The organism is Microbacterium sp. JZ37 (assembly GCF_035188445.1).
GTDB lineage: Bacteria > Actinomycetota > Actinomycetes > Actinomycetales > Microbacteriaceae > Microbacterium > Microbacterium barkeri.
In genome coordinates, this window is record NZ_CP045253.1 from 1,415,245 (window position 1) to 1,440,704 (window position 25,460).

Sequence of the window (25,460 nt, forward strand, 5' to 3'; positions counted from 1 at the left end):
AGAACCGCGTGAGCACAGACGAATCGACCGCCTCCGCCTCGGAGGGCCTGCGGCGGTCGCCGCTGCAGGCGGAGCACGAGGCGCAGGGAGCGTCGTTCACCGACTTCGGCGGGTGGTGGATGCCCGTGCGCTACACGTCGGATCTCGCCGAGCATCGCGCCGTGCGCGAGGCGGCAGGGCTGTTCGACATCTCGCACATGGGCGAGATCCTCGTGCGCGGCGCGGGCGCCGGCGCGTTCCTCGACTACGCTCTCGCCGGGCGGCTGTCGGCCGTCGCGGTCGGCCGCGCGAAGTACACGATGATGCTCGCGGAGGACGGCGGCATCATCGACGACCTCGTCGTGTACCGGCTCTCCGACGACGAGTTCCTCATCATCGCCAACGCGGGCAACCGCCGCACCGTCGCCGCCGAGGTGTCGGCGCGCATCGCGGGCTTCGACGCCGACCTCGAGGACGCCTCCGATCGCCTCGCGCTCATCGCCCTGCAGGGGCCGCGCGCCCAGGCCATCCTCGAGAGCGCGCCGGAGGTGGGCGGCTTCGGCCTGCCGCTCGACGAGCTGCGCAACTACGCGTGGACCGACGCGGAGTTCGCGGGCACGCCGCTGCTCGTCGCGCGCACCGGCTACACGGGAGAGGACGGCTTCGAGCTCTGCATCGACGCCGACCGCGCCGTCGAGCTGTGGCGCGCGCTGCTCGCGGCCGGAGCGCCCCACGGCCTCGTGCCGGCCGGACTCGCCGCGCGCGACACGCTGCGTCTCGAGGCGGGCATGCCCCTGTACGGGCACGAGCTCGCGCGCGACATCTTCCCGTCGCAGGCTGGGCTCGGCCGCGTCGTCGCCGCCGACAAGGGCGACTTCGTGGGCGCGCGGGCGCTCGACGCGCGGCCGGGCGAGCGCGTGCTCGTCGGCCTCACGATGGAGGGCCGCCGCGCCGGGCGCGCGGGCTACGGCGTGTTCCGCGGCGACCACCAGGTCGGCGAGATCACGAGCGGCGCGCTCAGCCCGACCCTCGGCCATCCGATCGCCCTCGCGTACGTCGACCAGGAGGCCAGGGACGCCGACGACCTGACCGTCGACGTCCGCGGCACCCGCATCCCCGCCACCCCGACCACCCCGCCCTTCTACCGGAGGAAGAAATGACCGACCTCAACGCGCTGCTCTACACCGCCGAGCACGAGTGGATCCGCATCGACGGCGACATCGCCACGATCGGCGTCACCGACTACGCCGCCGAGCAGCTCGGCGACGTCGTCTTCGTTGACCTGCCCGCCGCCGACGCGTCCGTCGCCTCGGGCCAGGTCATGGGCGAGATCGAGTCCACCAAGTCCGTGTCCGAGCTGTACGCGCCCGTCGACGGGACGGTCGTCGAGGTTAACAGCGCGGTCGACGAGAACCCCGGGCTCGTGAACGAGTCGCCGTTCGAGGACGCGTGGCTCGTCCGCGTCCGCGTGACCGGCGACGTCGACGGCCTCCTCGATCGCGCCGCCTACGCCGCGCTCACGGGTGCCGAGGCGTGAGCGCCGCGGGCTTCGGAGCGTACGCCGCGCGCCACATCGGCACGACCGGCGCCGACCAGGAGCGGATGGCGGAGGTCATCGGCTTCGACGGCAGGGTCGACGCCGTCCTGTCGGCGGCCGTGCCCGCGGTCATCCGCGATCTCGGCTCCGCGGGCTCGGCCATCCCGCGCGAGGGCGTGTCGGAGGCGGCGGCGCTCGCCGAGCTCCGCTCGCTCGCCGCGCGCAACCGGGTGCTGGCCCCCATGATCGGGCTCGGCTACAGCGACACCCTCACGCCGTCGGTCATCCAGCGGAACGTGCTCGAGAACCCGTCCTGGTACACGGCGTACACGCCCTACCAGCCCGAGATCTCGCAGGGGCGACTCGAGGCGCTGCTCAACTTCCAGACGATGGTCGCCGACCTCGCGGGGCTCCCGGTCGCGAACGCGTCGATGCTCGATGAGGCGACCGCCGCCGTCGAGGGCATGCTCGTGGCGCGCCGCGCGGTGCGCGGCGGCTCCGACGTGTTCGTCGTCGACGCCGACGCGCTCCCGCAGACGAAGGACGTGCTCCGCGTGCGCGCCGAGGCCGTGGGCATCGAGCTCGTGGAGCTCGACCTCGCGGGCGGCGCGGCGCTGCCCGAGTCGGTCTTCGGCGCGCTCATCCAGTACCCGGGCGCGTCGGGTCGCATCTGGAACCCGCAGGGCGTCATCGACGCCGTGCACGTCGCGGGCGGCCAGGCGGTCGTCGCGGCCGACCTGCTCGCGCTCACCCTCATCGCGTCGCCGGGCTCGCTCGGCGCCGACATCGTCGTGGGGTCGTCGCAGCGCTTCGGCGTGCCGCTCGGGTTCGGCGGCCCGCACGCGGGATTCATGGTCGTGCGCCAGGGCCTCGAGCGCCAGCTCCCGGGCCGGCTCGTGGGCGTCTCGAAGGACGCGGACGGGCAGCTCGCGTACCGGCTCGCCCTCCAGACGCGCGAGCAGCACATCCGCCGCGAGAAGGCGACGAGCAACATCTGCACCGCTCAGGTGCTCCTCGCCGTCATGGCGGCGATGTACGCCGTCTACCACGGGCCTGACGGCCTCCGGGAGATCGCGACCCGCGTGCATGAGAAGGCCGCCCAGCTGCGCGGATGGCTCGAGGACGCGGGCGCCGACGTGGTCGACGGCGCGTTCTTCGACACGCTCCGCGTGCGCGTGCCGGGCCGCGCGGACGCCGTCGTGGCGGCGGCGCACGACGCCGGCGTGCTCCTGCACCGCGTCGACGCCGACACCGTCGGCATCTCGGTGGGCGAGGCGACGACGTCGACGGAGCTCGCCGCGGTCGCGGGCGCCTTCGGAGGCGCGCGCGGCGAGGGGGCGGGCGCCATCGCGATCCCGCAGGAGCTCGTCCGGACGGAGCCGTTCCTCACGCACCCCGTGTTCTCGAGCCACCGCTCCGAGACGGCGATGATGCGCTACCTCAAGCGCCTCGCCGACAAGGACTACGCGCTCGACCGCGGCATGATTCCGCTCGGCTCGTGCACGATGAAGCTCAATGCCGCGACCGCCATGGCCGCGATCACGTGGCCGGAGTTCGGGCGCATCCACCCGTTCGCGCCGCGGGAGGACGTGACCGGCTACCTCGAGCTCATCGATCAGCTCGAGGGCTGGCTCGCCGATCTCACCGGGTACGACGCCGTCTCGCTCCAGCCGAACGCCGGGTCGCAGGGCGAGCTCGCCGGCCTCCTCGCCATCCGCGGGTACCACCGCTCGCGTGGCGATGTGCACCGCGACGTGTGCCTCATCCCGTCCTCCGCGCACGGCACGAACGCGGCGTCCGCCGTGCTCGCGGGCATGCGCGTGGTCGTCGTCGCGTGCGACGAGGCCGGCAACGTCGACCTCGACGACCTGCGCGCGAAGATCGCGCAGCACGCCGATGCGCTCGCCGCGCTCATGATCACGTACCCGTCGACGCACGGGGTGTACGAGCACGACGTGCTCGAGATCACCGCGGCCGTCCACGATGCGGGCGGCCAGGTCTACATCGACGGCGCGAACCTGAACGCGCTGCTCGGGCACGCGCGGTTCGGCGACCTCGGCGGCGACGTCTCGCACCTCAACCTGCACAAGACGTTCGCGATCCCGCACGGCGGCGGCGGGCCGGGCGTCGGCCCGGTCGCGGCGAAGGCCCATCTCGCGCCGTTCCTGCCCTCGCACGCCCTCGCGCAGGGCGACGGCGACACCGAGGGGATCGGCCCCGTGTCGGCCGCGCCGTACGGGTCGGCCGGCATCCTGCCGATCTCGTGGGCGTACGTGCGCATGATGGGCCTCGAGGGGCTCACACACGCCACCGACGCGGCGGTCGTGGCGGCGAACTACGTCGCCGCGCGCCTCGCCGACCACTATCCCGTGCTCTACACGGGCGAGCAGGGCCGCGTCGCGCACGAGTGCATCCTCGACCTCCGGCCGCTCAAGGCCGAGACCGGGGTGAGCGTGGACGACGTCGCCAAGCGCCTCATCGACTACGGCTTCCATGCGCCCACCATGTCGTTCCCGGTGGCGGGCACGCTCATGGTCGAGCCGACCGAGTCGGAGGACCTCGCCGAGCTCGACCGCTTCGTCGACGCGATGATCGCGATCCGCGCCGAGGCGCAGCGCGTGGGCGCGGGGGAGTGGCCCGTGGAGGACAACCCGCTCGTGAACGCCCCGCACACCGCCGCGGCCGCGATCGCCGGCGAGTGGGACCATCCGTACACGCGCGAGACCGCGGTCTACCCCGCGGGAGTCGGCCCGGCGAAGTACTGGCCGCCCGTGCGCCGCATCGACCAGGCCTACGGCGACCGCAACCTCGTGTGCGCGTGCCCGCCGATCGAGGCGTTCGCCTAGGAGCACCGGTCGTCGAGACTAGTGCCCGTCGTCGAGGCTAGCGCTCCCCGCGCCGGTCTCGACGACGGGCGCTAGTCCGACGGATGGGACGGGACGGGGCGGGCCAGGGCGGGGCGGGATCAGGTCTCGAAGCGCGCGTGGGGATGGCCGGCGGCGGCCATCCGGATCCGCTCGCGCATCTCGGCGTCGACGTCGCCCAGATCGTCGAGTCGGCGCCACAACGCCTCGGTGTTCTCCCCGTCATCCGGGTGCGGCTCTCCGGAGACGTAGCGGCAGCGGAAGACGAGGTCGAGGTACTGTGCCTGGTCGCCGTTCGCGTACGTCATCGGCCGCGTCGCGTGGACCCACGCGAGCGACTCGGCCTCGGCGACGACGGCGGCCTCCTCGAGCACCTCGCGCACGGCCGACACCGCGGGCTCCTCCCCGGGATCGACGATGCCCGTGACCGGCGTGAGGCGCGCGTTGTCCGCGCGCCGGACGAGCAGCACCTCGCGCTCTGCGCCGTCGCCGCGCAGCACGACCGCGGTCACGCCCGTGAGCCACAGGGGGTCGGTCCCGATCCTCTCGCGCAGTCGCAGGATGAAGTCGGGGGTCGCCATGAGGCGATCCTATGCGGGTGGATGTCGCGGCGACCGATAGCGTGGATCGGTGGACTTCGCTGCGAACCCCGTGCTCGAGAACGACATCGTCTGTCTGGAGCCGCTGAGCTCCACGCATCACGACGACCTGGCGGCGGCCGTCGCGGAGGGCGACCTCTGGCGGACCTGGTACACGCGCATCCCCTCGCCCGACGGGGTCGCCGCGGAGATCGACCGGCGGCTCGGGGAGCAGGCGGCCGGGCGGATGGCGCCCTGGGCCGTCGTGGATGTCCGGACGGGGCGTGCGCTCGGCATGACGACCTACTGCAACATCGACGCGCCGAACCGCCGGGTCGAGATCGGGTACACGTGGCTCGCGCGCTCGGCGCAGGGGACCGGCGTGAATCCGGCCGCGAAGCTGCTGCTGCTCGAGCGTGCGTTCGACGAGCTGGACTGCGTGTGCGTGCAGTTCTGCACCCACTGGCACAACCAGCAGTCGCGCGCCGCCATCGCCCGTCTCGGCGCCCGGCAGGACGGCGTGCTGCGGGCCCACGCGATCTTCCCCGACGGGCACGTGCGCGACACGGTGGTCTTCTCGATCCTGCCGCACGAGTGGGCGGCTGTGCGGCTCGGCCTCGAGGCGCGACTCGAGCGGCACCGGGAGGCGGCTCGCGCATGACCGCTCTCGTCCCGATGGCGGCCGCCGACTCGGGCGACGTCGAGGCGTTCCTGCGCCTGGTCGACCTCACGACGAGCGGCCTCGACGCTCCGTCTGTGCGCATCTGGCTCCGCCGCGACGCTGCCGGCCGCATCGTCGAGACGACCGGCTACGAGGCGAGCGCCGACGGCGGCCACGCGCTCATCCGCAGTGTCGCCGTGCATCCGGATGGCCGCGCGGCCGGCACGGGGACGTCTCTCGCGCGCTTCGCGCTCGCGCGGGCGGCAGAGGCGGGTGCCACGACGGCGTGGCTGTTCTCCCGCCGGTCCGGGCCGTTCTGGCAGAAGCTCGGCTTCGTCCCGGCCGACCGGGCGGAGCTGGCAGCGGCCCTCGCCGACACGCACCAGGTGCGCCTCTTCCGCGAGACGGGGCAGCTCGATCGCGAGGTGGCCTGGTCGCGGTCGCTCGCGGAGCTCGCATCGTGAGCATCGCCATCCGCCCGCTCGTGGATGCGGACGTCGCGCCGGTCGTGGCGCTGTGGACGGCGGCCGGGCTCACTCGGCCCTGGAACGACCCGCACAAGGACATCCGCCGCGCGCGGGAGGTCTGGCCGGAGCTGCTTCTCGTGGCAGACGACGACGGCGCGGTCGTCGGCACGGTGATGGCGGGCTACGACGGGCACCGCGGCTGGCTCTCGTACCTCGCGAGCGCCCGTCGCGGCGAGGGGATCGGCCGCGCGCTCGTGGCGGAGGCCGAGCGACGGCTCCTCGCGCTCGGATGCCCCAAGGTCATGCTGATGGTCCGTGCGGAGAACCGCGGCGTCATCGACTACTACGCGGAGCTCGAGTACGCCCGCGACGACGTCGCCGTCCTCGGGAAGCGCCTGATCCCGGACGTGTAGCGGCGCCCGGCGCGTCCCCTCACTCGTGAGACTAGCGCTGGTCGCCCAGACTGCTGCCCGGAGCACCGGTCTCGACGACCAGCGCTAGTCCGAAGGCAGCGGTGGCGCGGATCGCGGCGACGGCGCGTGCACAGGTCGACCTGTTCCGCGTGTCTGTCCAGAAGACGGTCGACGTCGCACGCTCGTGGAACCGCTTCGCGAAGCTGGAGCCATGGCCGACCGCGACGAGCTGCACAGGACAGGGCGTGACGCCAGCGTGCGGGCGCTGCGCCGGCAGGTGGGGCAGACCGTGCCGATGCGACGGGGGCTGCACGTCGCGGCCGACGACTGGACGCGGCTGGCCCCGTACGAGCGGTATGCGCGGAGGGTCAGCGCGGCCGTCTCGGCGCTGCGCGATCCCGTGCTGTGCTTCGAGTCGGCTGCCGTGCGACATGCCCTCCCCGTGTTCGGCGAGCCGCGCGACATCCATCTGCTGCATATGGGCCGAGGGCATTCGTATCGACGGGGAGACGTTCTCGCCCACACGAGCATGGCGGAGCGGGAGATCGTCCGGGTCGACGGCGTGCGGATGACGTCGAAGCTCGAGACCGCGATCGACCTCGCGCGCGTGCTGCCGCTCGCGTTCGGCGTTGCGGTCGTCGATGCCGCGCTGCGGTCTGGACTGACGTCGGACGACCTCGAGCGGCGCATTCGCGAGCTGCCGAACCGGCGCGGCGCTCGCCTCGGCCGCGCTGCCCTGAAGGCGGCCGACGCGAGATCGGAGTCGGTTCTCGAGAGCGTCAGCCGCGTGGTCCTGGAGCTCCTCGGGTTCGAGTCGCCCGAACCGCAGGTCGAGTTCGTCGTCAACGGGAGAGTTCGCCGGGTCGACGCGTGGTGGAGGTCCGTCCGGGTCATCGGCGAAGCCGACGGGCGCGCGAAGTACGCGCAGCCGACGGACTCGTCGACCGCGCTCGTGCTGCGTGAGGAACGGCGCCGGGAGAACGCGCTCCAGATCGCGGCAGGGCGGGTGATCCGGTGGGAATGGTCAGACGTCGTGCGCGTCGAGCCGTTCGAGCGGATCCTCGTCGCCGCGGGCATCCCGCGCGTCAGGCCGCGGTCGCCCGAGGTCTTCGCGGCGGTGCGCAACCCGCGTTCGCGGTGACGAACGGCCCGCGAGACCAGTGCGTCGTTGAGACTAGCTCCCGTCGTCGAAACCGGTGCTCGAAGCGCCAGTCTCGACGACGGGCACTAGTCTCACCGAGGGCGGGTGGGCACCTACGGCAGGTAGGGTGCGACGAGCGGATAGCCGACGAACGCGATGACGTCGATGAGCGCGTGCGCGATGACGAGGGGCATGACCCGCCCCCAGCGGCGGTAGCACCAGACGAACACGACGCCCATCGCGAAGTTCCCGACGATCGCGCCGAACCCCTGATACGCGTGGTAAGCAGCGCGCAGGCCGGCCACGGCGAGGATGACCGACCAGGGGCGCCAGCCCAGGCGCGCGAGCCGGTCGACGAGATATCCGTTCAGGATGACCTCCTCGAGGAGCCCCGCGCGCACCGCGGACAGCACGAGGATCGGGACGAGCCATCCCTCGACGCCCGACGACGCCTGCACGTCGACGTTGAGGCCGAGCGCGCGGGCGCCGAGATAGAGCGCGAGGCCGGGCACACCGATGACCACGAGCAGGATGGCCGCACGGCCGAGATCCCGGGGGATAGCGCGCAGATCGAGCCCGATGCGCCGCAGGGCGCTCCGCCCCGGCTCCCAGAGCAGGTACACCACCAGGGCGACGAGGGCGAGGTCGAAGAAGACGTCGAGGATCCGGTAGACCGCGTCCCACAGCGGCTCCTCGGCGCGAGCGGGATTCAGAGCCGCCGACTGGTCGGCGAGCGCGACCGGCCGCAGGAGAGCGCGCACGAGCGAGAGCACCGAGTAGAGGGCCGACTGCCCGAGGGTCAGGGCGAGGACGATCGCGACCTCCCAGGCGAGGCGACGTCGGGAAGGCCGCGCGGCAGGGAGGGAAGCGCTCATACCACGAGACTCGCACAGCGCGGGGATGCGACCGTGCGAAACGCCGTCGATGCATGTGCATGAAGTCGACGGCGTGTTGGCGCAGATTGCCAAATCGAGAGCCCCTCCAGTAAAGGGTCTGTAACGGTTCCGCTGAAGGTTTGTCACAGACCGCATCGGAGCCTAGATTTCACTCATCGCATTCACGGAGACTCCCGAGGCTTCGTGAAGGCACCTACAACCCCTTCCATCGGAGGAAACACTGTGAAGCGCAACAAGATCGCCCTCGCGGGGCTCGCGCTGCTCTCGGTCGGCGGCATCACGCTCGCCGGCTGCGCAAGCGGATCCGGCGACACCGGCGAGGAGACGCCGACGGACGGCGCATCGACCGCCGTCATCACGACCAACGGCTCGGAGCCCCAGAACCCGCTGCTCCCGACCCACACGAACGAGACCGGTGGCGGCAAGATCGTCGACTCGATCTTCGCGGGCCTCATCTCGTACGAGGCCGACGGCTCCGTCGTGAACGACGTCGCCGAGGAGATCACGGTCGACTCGCCCACGCAGCTCACGGTGAAGATCCGCGAGGGCCTGACGTTCACGAACGGCGAAGAGGTCACTGTCGACAACTTCATCAAGGCCTGGAACTACGGCGCGCTGCTGTCGAACGCGCAGAACGCCTCGTACTTCTTCGAGGACATCGAGGGCTTCAGCTGGGACGAGGACTCCGAGCTCACCGGTCTCAAGCAGGTCGACGACTACACGTTCACCATCACGCTCAACAAGCCTGCGGCCGACTTCGCACAGCGTCTCGGCTACTCGGCGTACTACCCGCTCCCCGACGTCGCGTTCGAGGACATGGAGGCGTTCGGCGAGAGCCCGATCGGGAACGGCCCCTACATGCTCGCCAGCGAGGACGCGTGGCAGCACGACGAGGGCATCGACCTCGTCGTCAACCCCGACTACGACGGCCCCCGCGCTGCGAAGAACGGCGGCCTGAACATCGTCTTCTACGCGACGCAGGACGCCGCCTACCAGGACCTGCTCGCGGGCAACGTCGACGTGCTCGACGCGATCCCGGACTCGGCGCTCGAGACGTTCGAGAGCGACCTGCCCGACCGCTGGGTGAACCAGCCGGCCGCGATCTTCCAGTCGCTCACGATCCCCGAGTGGCAGGAGCACTTCGCCACGGATGAGGAGGGGCGCCTCCGCCGCGCGGCGATCTCGCACGCGATCAACCGCGAGGAGATCACCGACGTCATCTTCCAGGGCACGCGCACGCCCGCGAGCGACTTCACGTCGCCCGTGATCGACGGCTGGAGCGAGTCGCTCGAGGGCGGCGAGGTGCTCGAGTACGACCCCGACCTCGCGAAGGAGCTCTGGGCGCAGGCTGACGAGATCAGCCCGTACAGCGGCGAGGACTTCACGATCTCGTACAACGCCGACGGCGGCCACCAGGCCTGGGTCGACGCGGTCGCGAACTCGATCTCGAACACGCTCGGGATCACCGCGATCGGCGAGCCGTACCCCGACTTCGCCACGTACCTCGACGCGCGCGACAACAAGCAGGTCGGCGCCTTCCGCTCCGGATGGCAGGCGGACTACCCGGGTCTGTACAACTTCCTCGGCCCGCTCTACGCCACCGGCGCCGGCTCGAACGACGGCGACTACTCGAGCGAGGAGTTCGACTCGCTGATCGCCGAGGGCATCAGCGCCACCGACCCCGAAGAGGCGAACGAGATCTTCCAGCAGGCGCAGACCGTCCTGCTGACCGACCTCCCCGCCATCCCCCTGTGGTACTCGAACGTGACCGGCGGCTGGAGCGAGACCGTCGACAACGTCGAGTTCGGCTGGAACTCGGTCCCGATCTACAGCGAGATCACCAAGGCCGAGTGACGGGAGAGCCGCAGGCTCTCTCCCCGCGAGGCGGCGACGGTCACCGTCGCCGCCTCGCCCCATGCATCGCCTCAGCGCGCTCTCAGAGGCGCCGGGCGATGATGGGGCCCGACTCCGGCACCGAATGATCGGTGCCTTTTCCGTGACCCGACACGGATCTCTCAATCCACAGGAAGGAAGAGGATGGCCAGCTACGTCCTCAGACGGCTCCTGCAGGTGATACCGGTGTTCCTCGGCGCCACCCTGCTCATCTACTTCATGGTCTTCGCCATGCCCGGCGACCCGATCGCGGCCCTCTTCGGCGAGAAGCAGCCGCCGGACGCCGTGATCGAGAACCTGCGTCGGCAGTACATGCTCGACCAGCCGTTCATCGTCCAGTACCTCAACTACCTCGGCGGCATCCTCCGCCTCGACTTCGGCGTGACGTTCTCCGGTCAGGACGTGATGACGGTGCTCGCGCGCACGTTCCCCGTGACGCTGCGGCTCGCGGTCATGGCGGTCGCGATCGCCTTCGTGCTGTCGATCGTGGTCGGCGCCACATCGGCCCTGCTCAAGGGCGGCGTGTACGACAACCTCATGCTCGTCATCGCGCTCGTCTTCGTGGCGGTGCCGATCTTCGTCCTCTCGTTCATCGCGCAGTACTTCCTGGGCGTGCAGCTCGCGTGGTTCAAGCCGACCGTCGGCGCGAACAACGACTGGGGAGACCTCTGGCTGCCCGCGCTCGTGCTCGGCTTCAGCATCTACGCCGCGAGCATGCGCCTGACGCGCTCGTCGATGATCGAGACCCTCGGTCAGGACTGGGTCCGCACGGCCTACGGGAAGGGGCTCCCGCGACGACGCGTGATCCCCGTTCACGTGCTGCGCAACTCGCTCATCCCCATGGTGACCGACACCGCGACCCAGTTCGGCATCCTCATGGTCGGCGCGACGGTCACGGAGGGCATCTTCAACGTGCCCGGCGTCGGCAACACGCTCTTCCAGGCGATCATCCGGCACGAGACGCCCACGGTCGTCTCGTTCGTGACGATCTTCGTGGTGGTGTACGTGCTCATCAACCTGCTCGTCGACCTGCTCTACGGTCTGCTCGACCCGAGGATCCGCTATGTCAAGTAACACGCGCTTCGTCGCCCCCGTGAAGCAGACCATCGTCGTCGACGCGGTCCGCGTCGACGAGAGGAAGAGCAACCTCTGGCTCGACGCATGGCGCGACCTGCGCCGTCGGCCGTCGTTCTGGGTCGCGCTCGCGGTGAGCGCGCTCATCGTGCTCATCGCCGCCTGGCCCACCCTCTTCACGCAGACCTCGCCCTACCTCGGGTGCGAGCTCGCCAACAGCAACGGCGGCCCGACCGCCGGGCACCCGCTCGGATTCACCCGCCAGGGCTGCGACATCTGGTCGCGGCTCGTGTGGGGAACCCGGACGTCGATGGTCGTCGGTCTGCTCGCCACGATCATCGGCACCGTGATCGGCGTCATCATGGGCGCGCTCGCGGCGTTCTACGGCGGATGGCTCGACTCGCTGCTGTCGCGCATCGGCGACATCTTCTTCACCATCCCCTACATCGTCGCGGCGATCGTCGTGATGACGGTGCTCCAGGAGCAGCGCAACGAGCTCGTCCTCGCGTTCGCGATCGGCGGGTTCTCATGGGCGTCGACCGCGCGCATCATGCGCGCGGAGGTGCTCCGCGTGAAGCAGGCGGACTACGTGATGGGCTCCATCGCCCTCGGCCTGTCGCGGTTCAAGACGCTCCTCGTGCACGTCCTGCCGAATGCCATGGCCCCCGTGATCGTCGTCGCGACGATCAGCCTCGGGCAGGCGATCGTCGCCGAGGCGACCCTGTCGTTCCTCGGCGTCGGCCTCGGCGGCACCACCATGTCGTGGGGCAACGACATCAGCCAGGCGCAGACCTCCATCCGCACCTCGCCGATGGCGCTGTTCTGGCCGTCGCTCGCGCTGACGATCGCGGTGCTCGCGTTCATCACGCTCGGCGAGCTGCTGCGCGACGCGCTCGACCCGAAGGCGAGGGCGCAGCGATGACCGATCTCACGAAGGGCACACCCATGACCGAGCCTCTCCTGCGTGTGCGCGGGCTGAAGGTCGCGTTCGGCACCGGAAAGAAGCAGCGCGAGGTCGTCCACGGCGTGGATCTCGACATCCACCGCGGCGAGACCGTCGCGATCGTGGGCGAGTCGGGGTCGGGCAAGTCGACGACCGCGACGGCGATCATCGACCTCCTCCCCGGCACCGGGAAGGTCACCGCCGGCTCGATCGAGCTGGAGGGCGTCGACCTCGCCAAGATCGGGCGCCGCGAGATGGAGGACATCCGCGGACGCCGCATCGGCTACGTCCCGCAGGACCCGATGTCGAACCTCAACCCGGTCTGGTCGATCGGCTTCCAGGTGAAGGAGGCGATCCGCGCGAACGGCATCGCCACCGGCCGCAAGGAGGTCGAGCAGCGCGCGATCGAGGTGCTGAAGCAGGCGGGACTCGCGGACGCCGAGCGGCGCCTGCACCAGTTCCCGCATCAGTTCTCGGGCGGCATGCGCCAGCGCGCGCTCATCGGCATCGGCCTCGCGGCCGACCCCGCGCTCCTCATCGCCGACGAGCCGACGAGCGCGCTCGACGTCACGGTGCAGCGGGTCATCCTCGACCACCTCGCCTCGCTCACGCGCGAGAAGGGGACCTCGGTCCTCTTCATCACGCACGATCTCGGCCTCGCCGCCGATCGCGCCGACACGATCGTCGTGATGAACCAGGGCGAGATCGTCGAGTCGGGGCCGAGCCGCGAGATCCTCGAGGACCCGCAGCACCCGTACACGCAGCGTCTCGTCGCCGCGGCTCCGAGCCTCGCGTCGCAGCGCATCCAGGCGAGCGTCGAGGACCGGGGCATCGAGACGACGACCCAGGTGCTGCACGCCGCAGCGCCGGTCGTCGAGGTGCGCGATCTCGTGAAGGACTACCGCATCCGGCGCGGCGGCTTCCGCAGCGAGCCGTTCCGGGCCGTCGACAGCGTCTCGTTCCAGATCCCCAAGGGGAAGACGCTCGCCCTCGTCGGCGAGTCGGGATCGGGCAAGTCGACCGTCGCCAAGATGGTGCTCCAGCTCGAGCAGGCGACGAGCGGGCACATCCTCATCGACGGGGTGGACGCGACGACGCTGTCCTCGCGCGAGATCTTCTCGCTGCGCGGCCGGATGCAGCCGGTGTTCCAGGACCCGTACGGGTCGCTCGACCCCCTGCGCTCGATCGGCGCGCTCATCTCCGAGCCGCTGAGCGTGCACAAGGTGGGCGACGCCGCGTCGCGCAGGGACCGCGTGTTCGAGCTGCTCGAGCAGGTCGCCCTGCCTCGCGAGCTCGCATGGCGGTACCCCAACGAGCTGTCCGGCGGCCAGCGTCAGCGTGTCGCGATCGCGCGCGCCCTCGCGCTCAAGCCCGACATCGTCGTGCTCGACGAGGCGGTCTCGGCGCTCGACGTGCTCGTGCAGGATCAGATCCTGAAGCTGCTCGCCGAGCTGCAGTCGGAGCTGGGGCTCACCTACCTGTTCATCACCCACGACCTCGCGGTCGTGCGCGTGGCGGCCGATCTCGTGTGCGTCATGGAGCACGGGCGGGTCGTCGAGCAGGGCGCCGTGGACCAGATCTTCGCCGACCCGCAGCAGGAGTACACGCGTCGCCTCCTCGACGCGATCCCCGGCCAGACCGTCGAGCTCGGTGGCCGATGACGCCTCCCGAGCAGAGGAGCCGGACGATCCGCGGCAGCGCCGGGATCGTCTGGCTCCTCGCCACGTCGGCTGTGGTCGTGTTCCTGCTGGGCGACGTCGTCGTCCGCGGGAGCGCGGCCGACGCCGTGCTCATCGCGCCCTGGCTGCTCCTGCCGGTCTGGTTCGTCTGGACGTTCCTCTTCGCGCCGAGCGTCCACGCCGACGAGGACGGCGTCGTCGTGCGCAACCCGCTGCGCACGACGCGCGCGCCCTGGAGCGCCGTGCGCGACATCGTGCTGCGCTGGCAGATCGCCTTCGTCCTCGCGGATGGCGGGGAGCTGCAGGCGTGGGCAGCCGCCGCGAAGCGCCCGAGCGGCAGGGCCCACACCCCGCAGCCCGCCGAGCGCGAGCTCGAGATCCTCCGCGAGCTGCGCGAGGCCGCGACGGATGGCGCGGCGCCGGCTGACGGGGGAGAGGTGCGCACGTCGTGGAACGCGCGCGAGATCGGCCTGCTCGCGGCCATCCTCATCTGGGCGGCCGTGTCGGTCGCGGTGACCCGATGAGCGGCTCGAGCGACTCGGAGTACCGCGTCTCGTTCCGGCGCCCGTCGGGCTGGGTCGCCTTCGCGTGCGCCTCCCTGCTGACGGTGCTCCTCCTCGGCGACGCGGTCCTGCGGGGGCGGCCCTTCGACGCGCTCCTCGTGGCGCCGTGGCTCCTCGCGCTCTGCTGGGGCGTCTACGTGCTCCTCGCCGCCCCGAGCGTCACCGCGACCGACGATCTCCTTCGCGTGCGCGGCGGCCTGAGGGTGGTCGAGATCCCGTGGTCGCGCGTGCGGGCCATCCGGATGCGCTGGCAGCTCGAGATCGCGCTCGACGACGGAACGGTCGTCGCGGCGACCGGCGCGGCCAGCCGTCACCTGCACATCAACCGCCGCGAGCAGCCCGGCGACGACCAGGCCGCGACGCTCGAGCTCTTCCGGGAGCGGGCGCGGCCGACCGATCTCCCTGTCCGCCGCGGATGGCACATCCCGACGCTGCTGATCCTCGCCGGGATCGCGGCGTGGGCTGCCTGGTCGCTCAGCGTCACGGGCGGGATCGTCACCGGCTGACCGGCCGCCTCCGAGCAGCCTGAGCGCCCGCTCGCGAGCGCGCTATAGGATGGAACGCCCCGCTTTCGGGGCGGAACCCCCACATCAGAAGGATCCCTTCATGGCGCTCGCCCACCGTTCCGATCTCCGCAACGTCGCGATCGTCGCGCACGTCGACCACGGCAAGACGACCCTCGTGGACGCCATGCTGCGCCAGACCGGCTCGTTCGGCGAGCACGCGCACGTGGAAGAGCGCGCGATGGACTCGAACGACCTCGAGCGCGAGAAGGGCATCACGATCCTCGCCAAGAACACGGCGATCACCTACAACGGGGCGCACACCGACGTGCCCGTGACCATCAACGTCATCGACACCCCGGGCCACGCCGACTTCGGCGGCGAGGTCGAGCGCGGCCTGTCGATGGTCGACGGCGTCGTCCTCCTCGTCGACGCGTCGGAGGGTCCCCTTCCGCAGACCCGCTTCGTGCTGCGGAAGGCGCTCGAGGCGAAGCTCCCCGTGATCCTCCTCGTGAACAAGACCGACCGCCCCGACGCGCGCATCGCGGCGGTCGAGGAGGAGGCGCACGACCTCCTGCTCGGGCTCGCGAGCGACCTCCAGGACGACGTCCCCGACCTCGACGTCGACGCGCTCCTCGACGTCCCGGTCGTCTACGCCTCGGGCCGTGCCGGCGCCGCGTCGCGCAACCGCCCGGCCGACGGATCGCTGCCCGACAACGCCGACCTCGAGCCGCTGTTCGAGGCGATCCTCGAGCACGTGCCGGCTCCGTCGTACGACGACGAGGCGCCCCTGCAGGCGTGGGTCACGAACCTCGACTCGTCGGCGTTCCTCGGCCGCCTCGCGCTGCTGCGCGTGTTCAACGGGACCCTCAAGAAGGGCCAGACCGTCGCCTGGGTGCGTCAGGACGGCACGACGCAGAACGCGCGCATCACCGAGCTGCTCATGACGAAGGCCCTCGACCGGTACCCGGCCGAGGAGGCCGGTCCCGGCGACATCGCGGTCATCGCTGGCTTCCCCGACATCATGATCGGCGAGACGATCGCCGACCCGGAGGACGTGCGCCCGCTGCCGCAGATCACGGTCGACGAGCCCTCGATCTCGATGACCATCGGCACGAACACCTCGCCGCTCGTCGGCAAGGTCAAGGGCCACAAGCTCACCGCGCGCATGGTCAAGGACCGCCTGGACCGCGAGCTCATCGGCAACGTGTCGATCCGCGTGCTCGACATCGGCAAGCCCGACGCCTGGGAGGTGCAGGGCCGCGGCGAGCTGCAGCTCGCCATCCTCGTCGAGAACATGCGCCGCGAGGGCTTCGAGCTCACGGTCGGCAAGCCCCAGGTCGTCACGCGCAAGGGCGCGGACGGCAAGGTCGAGGAGCCCTACGAGCACCTCACGATCGACGTCCCCGAAGAGCACCTCGGCGCCGTGACGCAGCTCATGGCGAACCGCAAGGGCCGCATGGACAACATGATCAACCACGGCACCGGCTGGATCCGCATGGAGTTCATCGTGCCGTCGCGCGGTCTCATCGGCTTCCGCACCGAGTTCCTCTCGATCACCCGTGGAACCGGCATCGCCAACGCGATCTCGCACGGCTACGGCGAATGGGCCGGGCAGATCGTCGCGCGTCAGAACGGCTCGATCGTGGCCGACCGCGCGGGTGTCGCGACGCCGTTCGCGATGATCGCGCTGCAGGAGCGCATGACGTTCTTCGTCAAGCCGACCGACGAGGTGTACGAGGGCATGGTCGTGGGCGAGAACTCGCGCGCCGACGACATGGACGTGAACATCACCAAGGAGAAGAAGCTCACCAACATGCGCTCCTCCACGGCCGACTCGTTCGAGTCCATGACGCCCCCGCGTCTGCTCTCGCTCGAGGAGTCGCTCGAGTTCGCGCGCGAGGACGAGTGCGTCGAGGTGACGCCCGAGGCCGTCCGCATCCGCAAGGTGATCCTCGACGCCACCGAGCGCGCCCGCGCCGCCTCGCGCCTCAAGCGCCAGGGCTGAGCATGAGGGGCGATCGTCTCGCGCACGTCGTCATGTGGCTCGTTGCCCTCTGCGCGGGCGCGGTGTTCGGCGTCGCGAGCACGATCGCCCATTCCTTCACGTGGGGCGCCGTGCCCGTCGGGATGGTGCTGGCCGCGATCGCGTGCGGCGGGCTGCTCACGTCGCTGCGGCTCCTGACGGATGATCGGTGGTCGGCTCTCGCGGCGGGGATCGGCATGCTCGGAGCGCTCACGATCTACTCGGGGCGAGGCCCCGGCGGCTCCGTCGTCGTCCCGATGCCGGCGGAGGGGGAGTTCCCCTTCGGCTATGTGTGGACCTTCCTCCTCGCGGGGATCGTCCTCGTCGCTGTCGCGTGGCCCGACATGGCGAAGCTGCGCCGGATGGCGTCCGGCTCGGCTTAGGCTCGCCTTCCGGGCGACGGGCCTCGCGCGCGCGTAGGATTGAGGGCGTGACTTACGTGATCGCCCTTCCCTGCGTGGACGTCAAGGACCGCGCCTGCATCGATGAGTGCCCGGTCGACTGCATCTACGAGGGCGAGCGGTCGCTGTACATCCATCCGGACGAGTGCGTCGACTGCGGTGCGTGCGAGCCGGTGTGCCCGGTCGAGGCGATCTACTACGAGGACGACCTGCCCGACGAGTGGCAGGACTACTACAAGGCGAACGTGGAGTTCTTCGACGACATCGGGTCGCCCGGCGGTGCGTCGAAGGTCGGCGTGATCGAGAAGGACCACCCCCTCATCGCCGCCCTCCCGCCCCAGGGCGAGTAAGCGGATGGGCGTCCGCGACCTCGACGACTACCCCTGGGACGCCGTGGTCCCGTATCGTGAGCGGGCTGCCGCTCACCCCGACGGGCTCGTCGACCTCTCCATCGGCTCGCCCGTCGACCCGACGCCCGCGATCGTCCGCGACGCGCTCGCGGAGGCCACCGATGCGCACGCGTACCCGCAGACCGTGGGCACCCCCGCGCTGCGCGAGGCGATCGTCGAGTGGTACGCGCGCCGCCGCGGCGTGCCCGACCTCGCACCCCGCAACGTCCTGCCGACGATCGGGTCGAAGGAGCTCGTGGCGCTCCTGCCGACGCTGCTCGGCCTCGGCGAGGGCGACATCGTCGTGCATCCGCGCGCCGCGTACCCGACGTACGAGGTCGGCGCGCGCGTCGCGAACGCGACGCCGGTCGCCGTCGACGACCCCGCCGAATGGCCGGAGGGCGCGAAGCTCATCTGGATCAACACCCCGGGCAACCCCGACGGGCGCACGTGGACCGTGGACGAGCTCGCGGCCGCCGTGCGCCGCGCCCGCGAGATCGGCGCCGTGCTCGCGAGCGACGAGTGCTACGCCGAGCTCGGCTGGGACGGCCCGTGGGCGAGCGAGCCCGTGCCGTCGGTCCTCGACCCCCGGGTCACGGGCGGCAGCCGCGCCGGTCTGCTCAGCGTGTACTCGCTGAGCAAGCAGTCGAACCTCGCCGGCTACCGCGCGGCCTTCATCGCCGGGTGCGGGCGCATCGTGGGCGAGCTCCTCACCGCGCGCAAGCACCTCGGGCTGATGCCGCCCGCGCCTGTGCAGCACGCGATGGCCGTCGCGCTCCGCGACGACGCGCACGTCGAGGAGCAGAAGGCGCGCTACCGCTCCCGTCGCGACATCCTCCGCCCCGCCGTCGAGGCGGCCGGCTTCCGGATCGACCGCAGCGAGGCCGGGCTCTACCTCTGGGCGACCGAGGGGCGCGACGCGTGGGAGTCGATCGGCCGGCTGGCGGATCTCGGCATCCTCGCGGGCCCCGGCGTCTTCTACGGCCCGCACTTCCCGCAGCACGTCCGGTTCTCGCTCACGGCGAGCGACGAGCGCATCGCCGCCGCGGCGCGTCGTCTCACCCGCGCGTCTTCGTAGGAATCCTCCACGCATCGCCCGGCCGTTTGGGAGTTTTCACAGGTAGGCGGGACGACCGATAGGCTGTAGAAGCACAGGGCTCGCGCACTCGACCGAGCATGTGCCGTGCCGCCTGACCGGCGGCCGACCGAGATCCAAGGCGACCGAAGAAGTCGCGAAGACGATCCGCCAGGAGGCGCTGTGAGCGACGCGGGAATCCCGGCCGACAAGGCCACCCTCACGATCGGTGACAAGACGGCGGAGTTCCCGGTCCTGCAGGGCAGGTCCGGACTCCCGAGCATCGACATCTCGACGCTCATGCGTCAGACGGGACACACGACCCTCGACTACGGGTTCGTCAACACCGCCTCGACTGCGTCTGCCATCACGTACATCGACGGAGACCAGGGGATCCTGCGCTACCGGGGCTACCCGATCGAGCAGATCGCGAAGAACTCGAGCTTCCTCGAGGTGGCCTGGCTGCTCATCTACGGCGAGCTGCCCTCGGCGTCCGAGCTGGCCGACTTCGACGACCGCATCCGCCGTCACACGCTCCTCCACGAGGACCTCAAGCGCTTCTTCTCGGCGCTGCCCGACGGCGCCCACCCGATGGCCGTCCTCTCGTCGGCGGTCTCGGCCCTCTCGACCTACTACGAGCACCAGTCCGACCCGGCGAACCCCGAGCACGTCGAGCTCAACATCATCCGCCTGCTCGCGAAGCTCCCCGTCATCGCGGCCTACGCGCACAAGAAGTCGATCGGGCAGGCGTTCCTGTACCCGGACAACTCGCTGAGCTTCGTCGACAACTTCCTCCGTCTGAACTTCGGCGTCATGAGCGAGCCGTACGAGGTGAACCCGGTCATGTCGCGGGCTCTCGAGCGCCTCCTCATCCTGCACGAGGACCACGAGCAGAACGCGTCGACGTCGACCGTGCGCCTGGTCGGCTCGACGGGCGCCGACCAGTTCGCGTCGGTGTCGGCCGGCATCCACGCCCTCTCGGGGCCGCTCCACGGCGGCGCGAACGAGGCCGTGCTCAAGATGCTCGCGCAGATCCGCGACTCCGGTCAGAGCGTGCAGCGCTTCGTCGAGCGCGTCAAGAACAAGGAAGACGGCGTGAAGCTCATGGGCTTCGGTCACCGCGTCTACAAGAACTACGACCCGCGCGCGAAGCTCGTCAAGGAGTCGGCGGACGAGGTCCTCACGGCGCTGGGCGTGACCGATCCGCTCCTCGACCTCGCGAAGGAGCTCGAGGAGATCGCCCTCAACGACGACTACTTCAAGGAGCGCCGCCTCTACCCGAACGTCGACTTCTACACCGGCGTCATCTACAAGGCGATGGGCTTCCCGACGCGGATGTTCACGGTGCTGTTCGCGATCGGGCGCCTGCCGGGCTGGCTCGCCCACTGGCGCGAGCTCACGCTCGACCCGAAGACGAAGATCGGCCGCCCCCAGCAGCTCTTCACGGGCTCGCCCGAGCGGCAGTACCCGACCGCGTAGCGGAACGCGAAGAGGGCCGGACGTCGTGTGAACTGCTCCCTGGAAGTTGGACTGTTGAATTCAGTTCCGACTTCCAGGGAGCAGTTTCATGCATCCACGTAGTTCACTGTCCGATGACCAGCGGGAGGCGGCGGTAGCGTTGTTCGAGGTCGGGTGGGGTCCGGATGCGGTCGCCACGCGACTCGAATCGCGTCTGAATCCGGTGCGCCGGCTCTATGACCGGTGGCGGGTGCGTGAGGGTAGGACATTGCTGATGAAGCCGACGAAGGCGTCGTACTCGTTCGAACGCAAACTCGAGATCGTCACCCGGTTCCTCGCCGGCGAGACCAAGGCGGAACTGGCTCGCGAGTTCGATCTGTCGTCTCCGAAGCTGATCGAGACGTGGGCGCGGAGATACCGGAACGAGGGCGAGGACGCGCTGCGCCCCAAACGCACGGGCAGACCACCCGAACGGAACGCTGACCCGAGCGAGGCGACTGAGCTGGAGCGGTTGCGGCGGGAGAACGCGCGGCTGCAGGCGCAGGTCGCGTACTTGGGAAAATTGCGGGCCTTGATGGAGCAGCAACGACGGTCAAAGTGAACGCCGTCGTGACCCTCAAGGCAGAACACTCCCTCACCGACCTGCTCGCCGCGGCCGGGCTTGCCCGGTCGACGTTCTTCTATCACCAGGCCCGCCGCGACGCCCCGGACCCGTATGCGGAGCTGAAGGCCGCGATCACGGACGTGTTCACCGTGAACAAGGGCCGTTACGGGTATCGGCGCGTGCACCGTGTGCTGGTGCACGACGGGTGGCAGATCGATCGCAAGACCGTGCTGAAGCTGATGCGTCAGCTCGGTCTGGCCTCCACATCCCGCCGGAAACGGCGGTATGTGTCCTACCAGGGCGAGGTCGGGCAGATCGCCGAGAACATCCTGGACCGTGATTTCACGGCCGAGACGATGAATGAGAAGTGGGTCACGGATGTGACCGAGTTCCGCGTCGGCGACGAGAAGCTCTACCTGTCGCCGGTGATGGACCTCTGCAACCGGGAGATCATCGCGTACTCGACCAGCCGGTCCCCGAACCTGAACCTGACGAACAGCTCGCTGTCCGCGGCGATCGCAACACTCGAGCCCGGGCAGCACCCGCTGGTGCACTCCGACCAGGGATTCCAGTACCAGCACCGCTCCTGGCGGGCGCTGCTCGCCGACGCCGGCGCAACACAGTCGATGTCCCGCAAGGGCAACTGCTTCGACAACGCGGTCATGGAGAACTTCTTCGGCCACCTCAAGGAAGAGTGCTTCCACCACGTCCGCTACCTCAGCATCGAAGCCCTCGACACCGCACTGCACGACTACATCCGCTGGTACAACAACGACCGCATCACCGAACGACTCGAGGGCCTGAGCCCGGCGCAACACCGGACCCAGACCCTCGCAGCCTAGGCTTCAACTAGACCAGTCCAACAAACGCGGACCAGTTCACGTGCGACGTCCGGCCCTCTTCGCGTTCCGGCGAGGCCCCGCTCAGGCGTGCAGGGCCTCGTTGAGCGTCACGCCGACGCCCTTGCGACGTCGGGCCTCGATCGCCCCGGTCGTCGAGTTCCGGAGGAAGAGGATGCCGTCGGCTCCGTGCAGCGTCGCGGCCTTCACGACACGGGGCGTGCCGTCGGCGGTGGGCGGCTCGTCGACGAGCAGCACCTTCGTGCCCGCCGTGACGTAGAGGCCCGCCTCGACGACGCAGTCGTCGCCGAGCGAGATGCCGATGCCGGCGTTCGCGCCGAGCAGCGTGCGCCGGCCGATCGACACGCGGTGCGTGCCGCCGCCCGACAGCGTCCCCATGATCGAGGCGCCGCCGCCGACGTCGCTGCCGTCGCCGACCACGACACCCTGGGAGATGCGGCCCTCCACCATCGAGGCGCCGAGCGTGCCGGCGTTGAAGTTCACGAATCCCTCGTGCATCACCGTCGTCCCCGGCGACAGGTGCGCCCCGAGGCGCACGCGCGAGGTGTCCGCGATGCGCACGCCGGGCGGGAGGACGTAGTCGGTCAGACGCGGGAACTTGTCGAGGGACTGCACCTGGATGGCCGCGCGCTGGAGCGCGGGACGCAGCCGGGTGAGGTCGTCGGGATGCATGGGGCCTGCGGTCGTCCATGCGACGTTCGGGAGGTGCGCGAAGATCCCGTCGAGGTTCAGCTCGTTGGGCTTCACGAGGCGGTGAGAGAGGGCGTGCAGGCGGAGGTACGCGTCCGATGTGGACGCGGGCGCCTCGTCGAGGTCGATCTCGACGCGCACGGCGTCGACGGTCACGTTGCGGCGCTCGTCGGGGCCCGCCGAGGCGGCCACGCGCTCGAGGGCGGTCGCGACCGCGGACTCGTCGGCCGCGCCCGTGCCCAGCTCGCCGTACCAGGTGTCCAGAACCGTGCCATCGCCGGCGGTGGTCGCGAGGCCGACGCCCCAGACCTTTCGTTCATCGCTCATGCACACCAGGCTATCGGGCGAGCGGGACCGGCCTCCCCGGACGGAGGGCCGCGCGGACGCGCTCGATAGACTCGACGGCATGCCGACGCTCGACCTGTCCCTGTCCGCCGCCGACATCACCCGCGCGATCTGCGACATCCCGAGCGTCTCCGACGACGAGCGCATGCTCGCCGACGCGATCGAGGCGGCCATCCGCCCGCTCCCGCACCTCGAGGTGCATCGCGACGGCGACACGATCGTCGCGCGCACGGCGCTCGGGCGCGCGCAGCGCGTCGTGATCGCGGGCCACATCGACACCGTCCCGCTCAACGGCAACCTCCCCACGCGCGACATCGAGGTCGACGGCGAGCCCTTCATCTGGGGGCGGGGAACGGTGGACATGAAGGCGGGCACGGCGGTGCAGCTGAAGCTCGCCGCCGAGCTGTCGGACCCGGTCGTCGACATCACGTGGATCTGGTACGACCACGAGGAGGTGGAGGCGTCGCGCAGCGGGCTCACGCGCCTCGCCGCGACTCGGCCCGATCTCTTCGAGGGCGACTTCGCGATCCTCGGAGAGCCGTCCAACGGGCAGGTGGAGGGCGGCTGCAACGGGACGCTCCGGGCGGTCGTCCGCACGCATGGCCGGCGCTCGCACTCCGCACGCGCGTGGATGGGCGTCAACGCGATCCACGCCGCGGCGCCCGTGCTCGCCCGCCTCGCGGCGTACGAGCCCCAGGAGATCGTCGTCGACGGCCTCGCCTACCGCGAGGGCCTGAACGCGGTGCGCGTCTCGGGCGGAGTCGCGGGCAACGTCATCCCCGACCTGTGCGAGGTCGAGGTCAACTTCCGGTTCGCGCCGAGCCGATCCGCCGCCGAGGCCGCCGATCACGTGCGCGAGGTCTTCGACGGCTTCGAGGTCGAGGTGACCGACCTCGCGCAGGGCGCGCGCCCCGGGCTCGACTCGCCGATCGCCCAGGACTTCGTGCGGGCGGTGGGCGCGGTCCCGCAGCCGAAGTACGGATGGACCGATGTGGCTCGCTTCTCGGCGCTCGGGGTGCCTGCGGTCAACTACGGGCCGGGCGACCCGAGCCTCGCGCACCACGACGAGGAGCGCGTCGCGGTCGCCCAGATCGAGAGCTGCGAGCGGAGCCTGCGCGCATGGCTCACGGCGGGGTGACCGAGACCGCACCCGCGGCAGGCTGGCGCGCATGGCCCGCACCCGCGCGGGTGGCCGCGGTCTATCTCGCGGCGCGGCTCGTGACGACGGCGCTCATGCTGCTGACGGCGCAGCAGTCGCCGTCCTCCTCGCGGCACGGGCCCGACCCGACGCTCGTCGACTACATCCTCGGATGGGACGCCCAGTGGTACTGGACGGTCGCCGTGAGCGGCTACCCGGCGGAGCTGCCGCTCACCGAGACCGGCGAGGTCGCGCAGAACGCGTGGGCGTTCATGCCGGTCTACGCCCACCTCGCGCGCCTGGCCGGCAACGTCTTCGGGGCGGGAGCCTGGTGGGTGGGCGCCCTCCTCGTCTCGCTCGCCGCGGGATACGGCGCGTGCGTCGCGCTCCACGCGCTCCTCAGGGAGCGCCTCGACGAGGACCAGGCGATGTGGGGCGTCGTCCTGCTCGCCTCCGGCCCGCTCGCCGCGCTGTTCCAGGTCGGCTACGCCGAGTCGCTGTTCCTCCTCCTCCTCATCGCCTCGCTGCTGTGCGTCGTCCGGCGGCAGTGGCGCGGCCTGTACCTGCTCGTGCCGCTGATGGGGTTCACGCGCCCCGGCGTCCTCGCCTTCGCGCTGTTCCTCGGCCTCTACGGACTCTGGCGACTCGCGCCCGAGCGGCGGCGCACGCTCGGGGGACCGACGCGCTGGGAGGTCGTGCACATCATCGCGCTGGGGGCGATCGCGACCGCGGTCGGCTTCTCCTGGCAGCACATCGCGGGCGTCGTGACGGGCGACCCTGGCGCGTACCTCGCGACCGAGCTCGCGTGGCGACGGTCGTGGACGGGGGACTCCGGCGGGTTCATCCCGTTCGAGGGGTGGCCGCAGGCCGCGGCCGTGTGGGCGGGCATCTGGGGGATCCCGGCCTGGGCCGGCTACGCCCTGCTCGTCGTCCTCGTCGTGGGCGCCGTCGCGGCCATCCTGCTCGCGCCACAGGCGCGCCGCGTGGGCGGCGAGCTGCAGCTGTGGGCGCTCAGCTACCTCGTCTACCTCCTCGCGGTGTTCTTCCCGCAGTCGAGCGTCTTCCGCCTGCTCCTGCCGCTTGCACCGCTCGCCTGCGCGGCGCTGGCGGTTCCGCGCGGCCGCGGGTACCGGTTCGCCTCCCTCGCGCTCTGCCTCGCGGGGCAGTGGGCCTGGATCCACGGCATGTACGGCCTCGGGAACACCTTCTGGCTCATCCCGTGACGCGATCTGCGCGCGACATCGCGCGTCTCGCGTGTCGGTGGGCGTGCAGTCGACCGATAA

25 protein-coding genes are annotated in these 25,460 nt (G+C 70.7%); 22 read left to right on the forward strand and 3 right to left on the reverse strand.

What is annotated here, in order from left to right; all coding sequences use genetic code 11:
* Positions 1-8: 8 nt before the first annotated feature.
* From gcvT to gcvP, 3 genes are read left to right on the forward strand one after another with little or no spacing between them, the layout of a single operon-like run.
* Positions 9-1,139, forward strand: coding sequence for a glycine cleavage system aminomethyltransferase GcvT (gcvT, locus tag GC092_RS06310; protein WP_324014466.1), 1,131 nt, complete (start codon positions 9-11; stop codon positions 1,137-1,139).
* Positions 1,136-1,516 carry a glycine cleavage system protein GcvH gene (gene gcvH / locus GC092_RS06315; protein ID WP_271173689.1) on the forward strand — a complete coding sequence of 127 codons (381 nt, stop codon included), beginning with the start codon at positions 1,136-1,138 and terminating at the stop codon, positions 1,514-1,516. Before gcvT ends, gcvH begins: the two co-directional genes overlap by 4 nt.
* Positions 1,513-4,362 carry an aminomethyl-transferring glycine dehydrogenase gene (gene gcvP, locus GC092_RS06320; RefSeq protein ID WP_324014468.1) on the forward strand — a complete coding sequence of 950 codons (2,850 nt, stop codon included), beginning with the start codon at positions 1,513-1,515 and terminating at the stop codon, positions 4,360-4,362. Before gcvH ends, gcvP begins: the two co-directional genes overlap by 4 nt.
* Before the next feature lie 119 nt (positions 4,363-4,481).
* Here the strand turns inward: gcvP and GC092_RS06325 are convergent, their stop codons facing one another.
* Positions 4,482-4,961, reverse strand: a complete 480-nt coding sequence (locus GC092_RS06325; protein ID WP_324014470.1) for an NUDIX hydrolase — start codon at positions 4,959-4,961, stop codon at positions 4,482-4,484.
* Positions 4,962-5,010: 49 nt separating this feature from the next.
* On the opposite strand from GC092_RS06325, the gene GC092_RS06330 reads away from it, so the two are divergent.
* The 4 genes from GC092_RS06330 (at position 5,011) to GC092_RS06345 (ending at position 7,640) form a co-directional block, all read left to right on the forward strand.
* On the forward strand, positions 5,011-5,619 hold the full coding sequence (locus GC092_RS06330) for a GNAT family N-acetyltransferase (RefSeq protein ID WP_324014471.1): 609 nt from the start codon (positions 5,011-5,013) through the stop codon (positions 5,617-5,619).
* Positions 5,616-6,083, forward strand: coding sequence for a GNAT family N-acetyltransferase (locus GC092_RS06335; protein ID WP_271172169.1), 468 nt, complete (start codon positions 5,616-5,618; stop codon positions 6,081-6,083). The genes GC092_RS06330 and GC092_RS06335 overlap by 4 nt, the downstream gene beginning before the upstream one ends.
* Positions 6,080-6,499: a GNAT family acetyltransferase gene (locus GC092_RS06340; RefSeq protein WP_324014472.1), complete on the forward strand. Its 420-nt coding sequence runs from the start codon at positions 6,080-6,082 to the stop codon at positions 6,497-6,499. Before GC092_RS06335 ends, GC092_RS06340 begins: the two co-directional genes overlap by 4 nt.
* A gap of 211 nt (positions 6,500-6,710) precedes the next feature.
* Positions 6,711-7,640 (forward strand): hypothetical protein, encoded by a 930-nt coding sequence (locus GC092_RS06345; protein ID WP_324014474.1) that lies wholly within the window; start codon positions 6,711-6,713, stop codon positions 7,638-7,640.
* 113 nt (positions 7,641-7,753) lie between these two features.
* Here GC092_RS06345 and GC092_RS06350 read toward each other — a convergent pair whose 3' ends face one another.
* Positions 7,754-8,515, reverse strand: coding sequence for a CPBP family intramembrane glutamic endopeptidase (locus GC092_RS06350; protein WP_324014476.1), 762 nt, complete (start codon positions 8,513-8,515; stop codon positions 7,754-7,756).
* 243 nt (positions 8,516-8,758) lie between these two features.
* On the opposite strand from GC092_RS06350, the gene GC092_RS06355 reads away from it, so the two are divergent.
* The 13 genes from GC092_RS06355 (at position 8,759) to GC092_RS06415 (ending at position 21,986) form a co-directional block, all read left to right on the forward strand.
* Positions 8,759-10,390: a peptide ABC transporter substrate-binding protein gene (locus tag GC092_RS06355; protein WP_324014477.1), complete on the forward strand. Its 1,632-nt coding sequence runs from the start codon at positions 8,759-8,761 to the stop codon at positions 10,388-10,390.
* Positions 10,391-10,573: 183 nt separating this feature from the next.
* On the forward strand, positions 10,574-11,503 hold the full coding sequence (locus tag GC092_RS06360; protein WP_271172164.1) for an ABC transporter permease: 930 nt from the start codon (positions 10,574-10,576) through the stop codon (positions 11,501-11,503).
* The gene (locus tag GC092_RS06365; protein ID WP_271172163.1) at positions 11,493-12,425 is read left to right on the forward strand and encodes an ABC transporter permease; all 933 of its coding nucleotides are present in this window, start codon (positions 11,493-11,495) and stop codon (positions 12,423-12,425) included. Before GC092_RS06360 ends, GC092_RS06365 begins: the two co-directional genes overlap by 11 nt.
* Positions 12,426-12,448: 23 nt before the next feature.
* Positions 12,449-14,107 carry a dipeptide ABC transporter ATP-binding protein gene (locus GC092_RS06370; RefSeq protein WP_324014479.1) on the forward strand — a complete coding sequence of 553 codons (1,659 nt, stop codon included), beginning with the start codon at positions 12,449-12,451 and terminating at the stop codon, positions 14,105-14,107.
* Positions 14,104-14,649 carry a PH domain-containing protein gene (locus GC092_RS06375; RefSeq protein WP_324014481.1) on the forward strand — a complete coding sequence of 182 codons (546 nt, stop codon included), beginning with the start codon at positions 14,104-14,106 and terminating at the stop codon, positions 14,647-14,649. Before GC092_RS06370 ends, GC092_RS06375 begins: the two co-directional genes overlap by 4 nt.
* On the forward strand, positions 14,646-15,194 hold the full coding sequence (locus GC092_RS06380; RefSeq protein ID WP_324014482.1) for a PH domain-containing protein: 549 nt from the start codon (positions 14,646-14,648) through the stop codon (positions 15,192-15,194). Before GC092_RS06375 ends, GC092_RS06380 begins: the two co-directional genes overlap by 4 nt.
* 100 nt (positions 15,195-15,294) lie before the next feature.
* The gene (gene typA / locus GC092_RS06385) at positions 15,295-17,199 is read left to right on the forward strand and encodes a translational GTPase TypA (RefSeq protein WP_282978040.1); all 1,905 of its coding nucleotides are present in this window, start codon (positions 15,295-15,297) and stop codon (positions 17,197-17,199) included.
* 2 nt (positions 17,200-17,201) lie between these two features.
* Complete coding sequence (locus GC092_RS06390; protein WP_324014484.1) at positions 17,202-17,600, forward strand: histidinol dehydrogenase; 399 nt, start codon at positions 17,202-17,204, stop codon at positions 17,598-17,600.
* Between the two features lie 47 nt (positions 17,601-17,647).
* On the forward strand, positions 17,648-17,968 hold the full coding sequence (gene fdxA / locus GC092_RS06395; protein ID WP_271172157.1) for a ferredoxin: 321 nt from the start codon (positions 17,648-17,650) through the stop codon (positions 17,966-17,968).
* A 4-nt stretch (positions 17,969-17,972) separates the two neighbouring features.
* Entirely contained in the window at positions 17,973-19,085 is a 1,113-nt protein-coding gene (gene dapC, locus GC092_RS06400; protein ID WP_324014485.1) for a succinyldiaminopimelate transaminase, read from the forward strand.
* A 180-nt stretch (positions 19,086-19,265) separates the two neighbouring features.
* Positions 19,266-20,561 carry a citrate synthase gene (locus GC092_RS06405; RefSeq protein WP_271172155.1) on the forward strand — a complete coding sequence of 432 codons (1,296 nt, stop codon included), beginning with the start codon at positions 19,266-19,268 and terminating at the stop codon, positions 20,559-20,561.
* Positions 20,562-20,814: 253 nt separating this feature from the next.
* A complete protein-coding gene (locus tag GC092_RS06410; RefSeq protein ID WP_324013271.1) occupies positions 20,815-21,141 on the forward strand; it encodes a helix-turn-helix domain-containing protein in 327 nt (108 codons plus the stop codon).
* The gene (locus tag GC092_RS06415; RefSeq protein WP_324013273.1) at positions 21,138-21,986 is read left to right on the forward strand and encodes an IS3 family transposase; all 849 of its coding nucleotides are present in this window, start codon (positions 21,138-21,140) and stop codon (positions 21,984-21,986) included. Before GC092_RS06410 ends, GC092_RS06415 begins: the two co-directional genes overlap by 4 nt.
* Before the next feature lie 81 nt (positions 21,987-22,067).
* On the opposite strand, the gene dapD is transcribed toward GC092_RS06415, so the two are convergent.
* Positions 22,068-23,021: a 2,3,4,5-tetrahydropyridine-2,6-dicarboxylate N-succinyltransferase gene (dapD, locus tag GC092_RS06420; protein WP_324014487.1), complete on the reverse strand. Its 954-nt coding sequence runs from the start codon at positions 23,019-23,021 to the stop codon at positions 22,068-22,070.
* A gap of 79 nt (positions 23,022-23,100) precedes the next feature.
* Here dapD and dapE point away from each other — a divergent pair, with 79 nt between their 5' ends.
* Positions 23,101-24,177, forward strand: coding sequence for a succinyl-diaminopimelate desuccinylase (dapE, locus tag GC092_RS06425; protein WP_324014488.1), 1,077 nt, complete (start codon positions 23,101-23,103; stop codon positions 24,175-24,177).
* Positions 24,159-25,400 (forward strand): hypothetical protein, encoded by a 1,242-nt coding sequence (locus GC092_RS06430; RefSeq protein ID WP_324014490.1) that lies wholly within the window; start codon positions 24,159-24,161, stop codon positions 25,398-25,400. The genes dapE and GC092_RS06430 overlap by 19 nt, the downstream gene beginning before the upstream one ends.
* Positions 25,401-25,460: the final 60 nt, after the last annotated feature.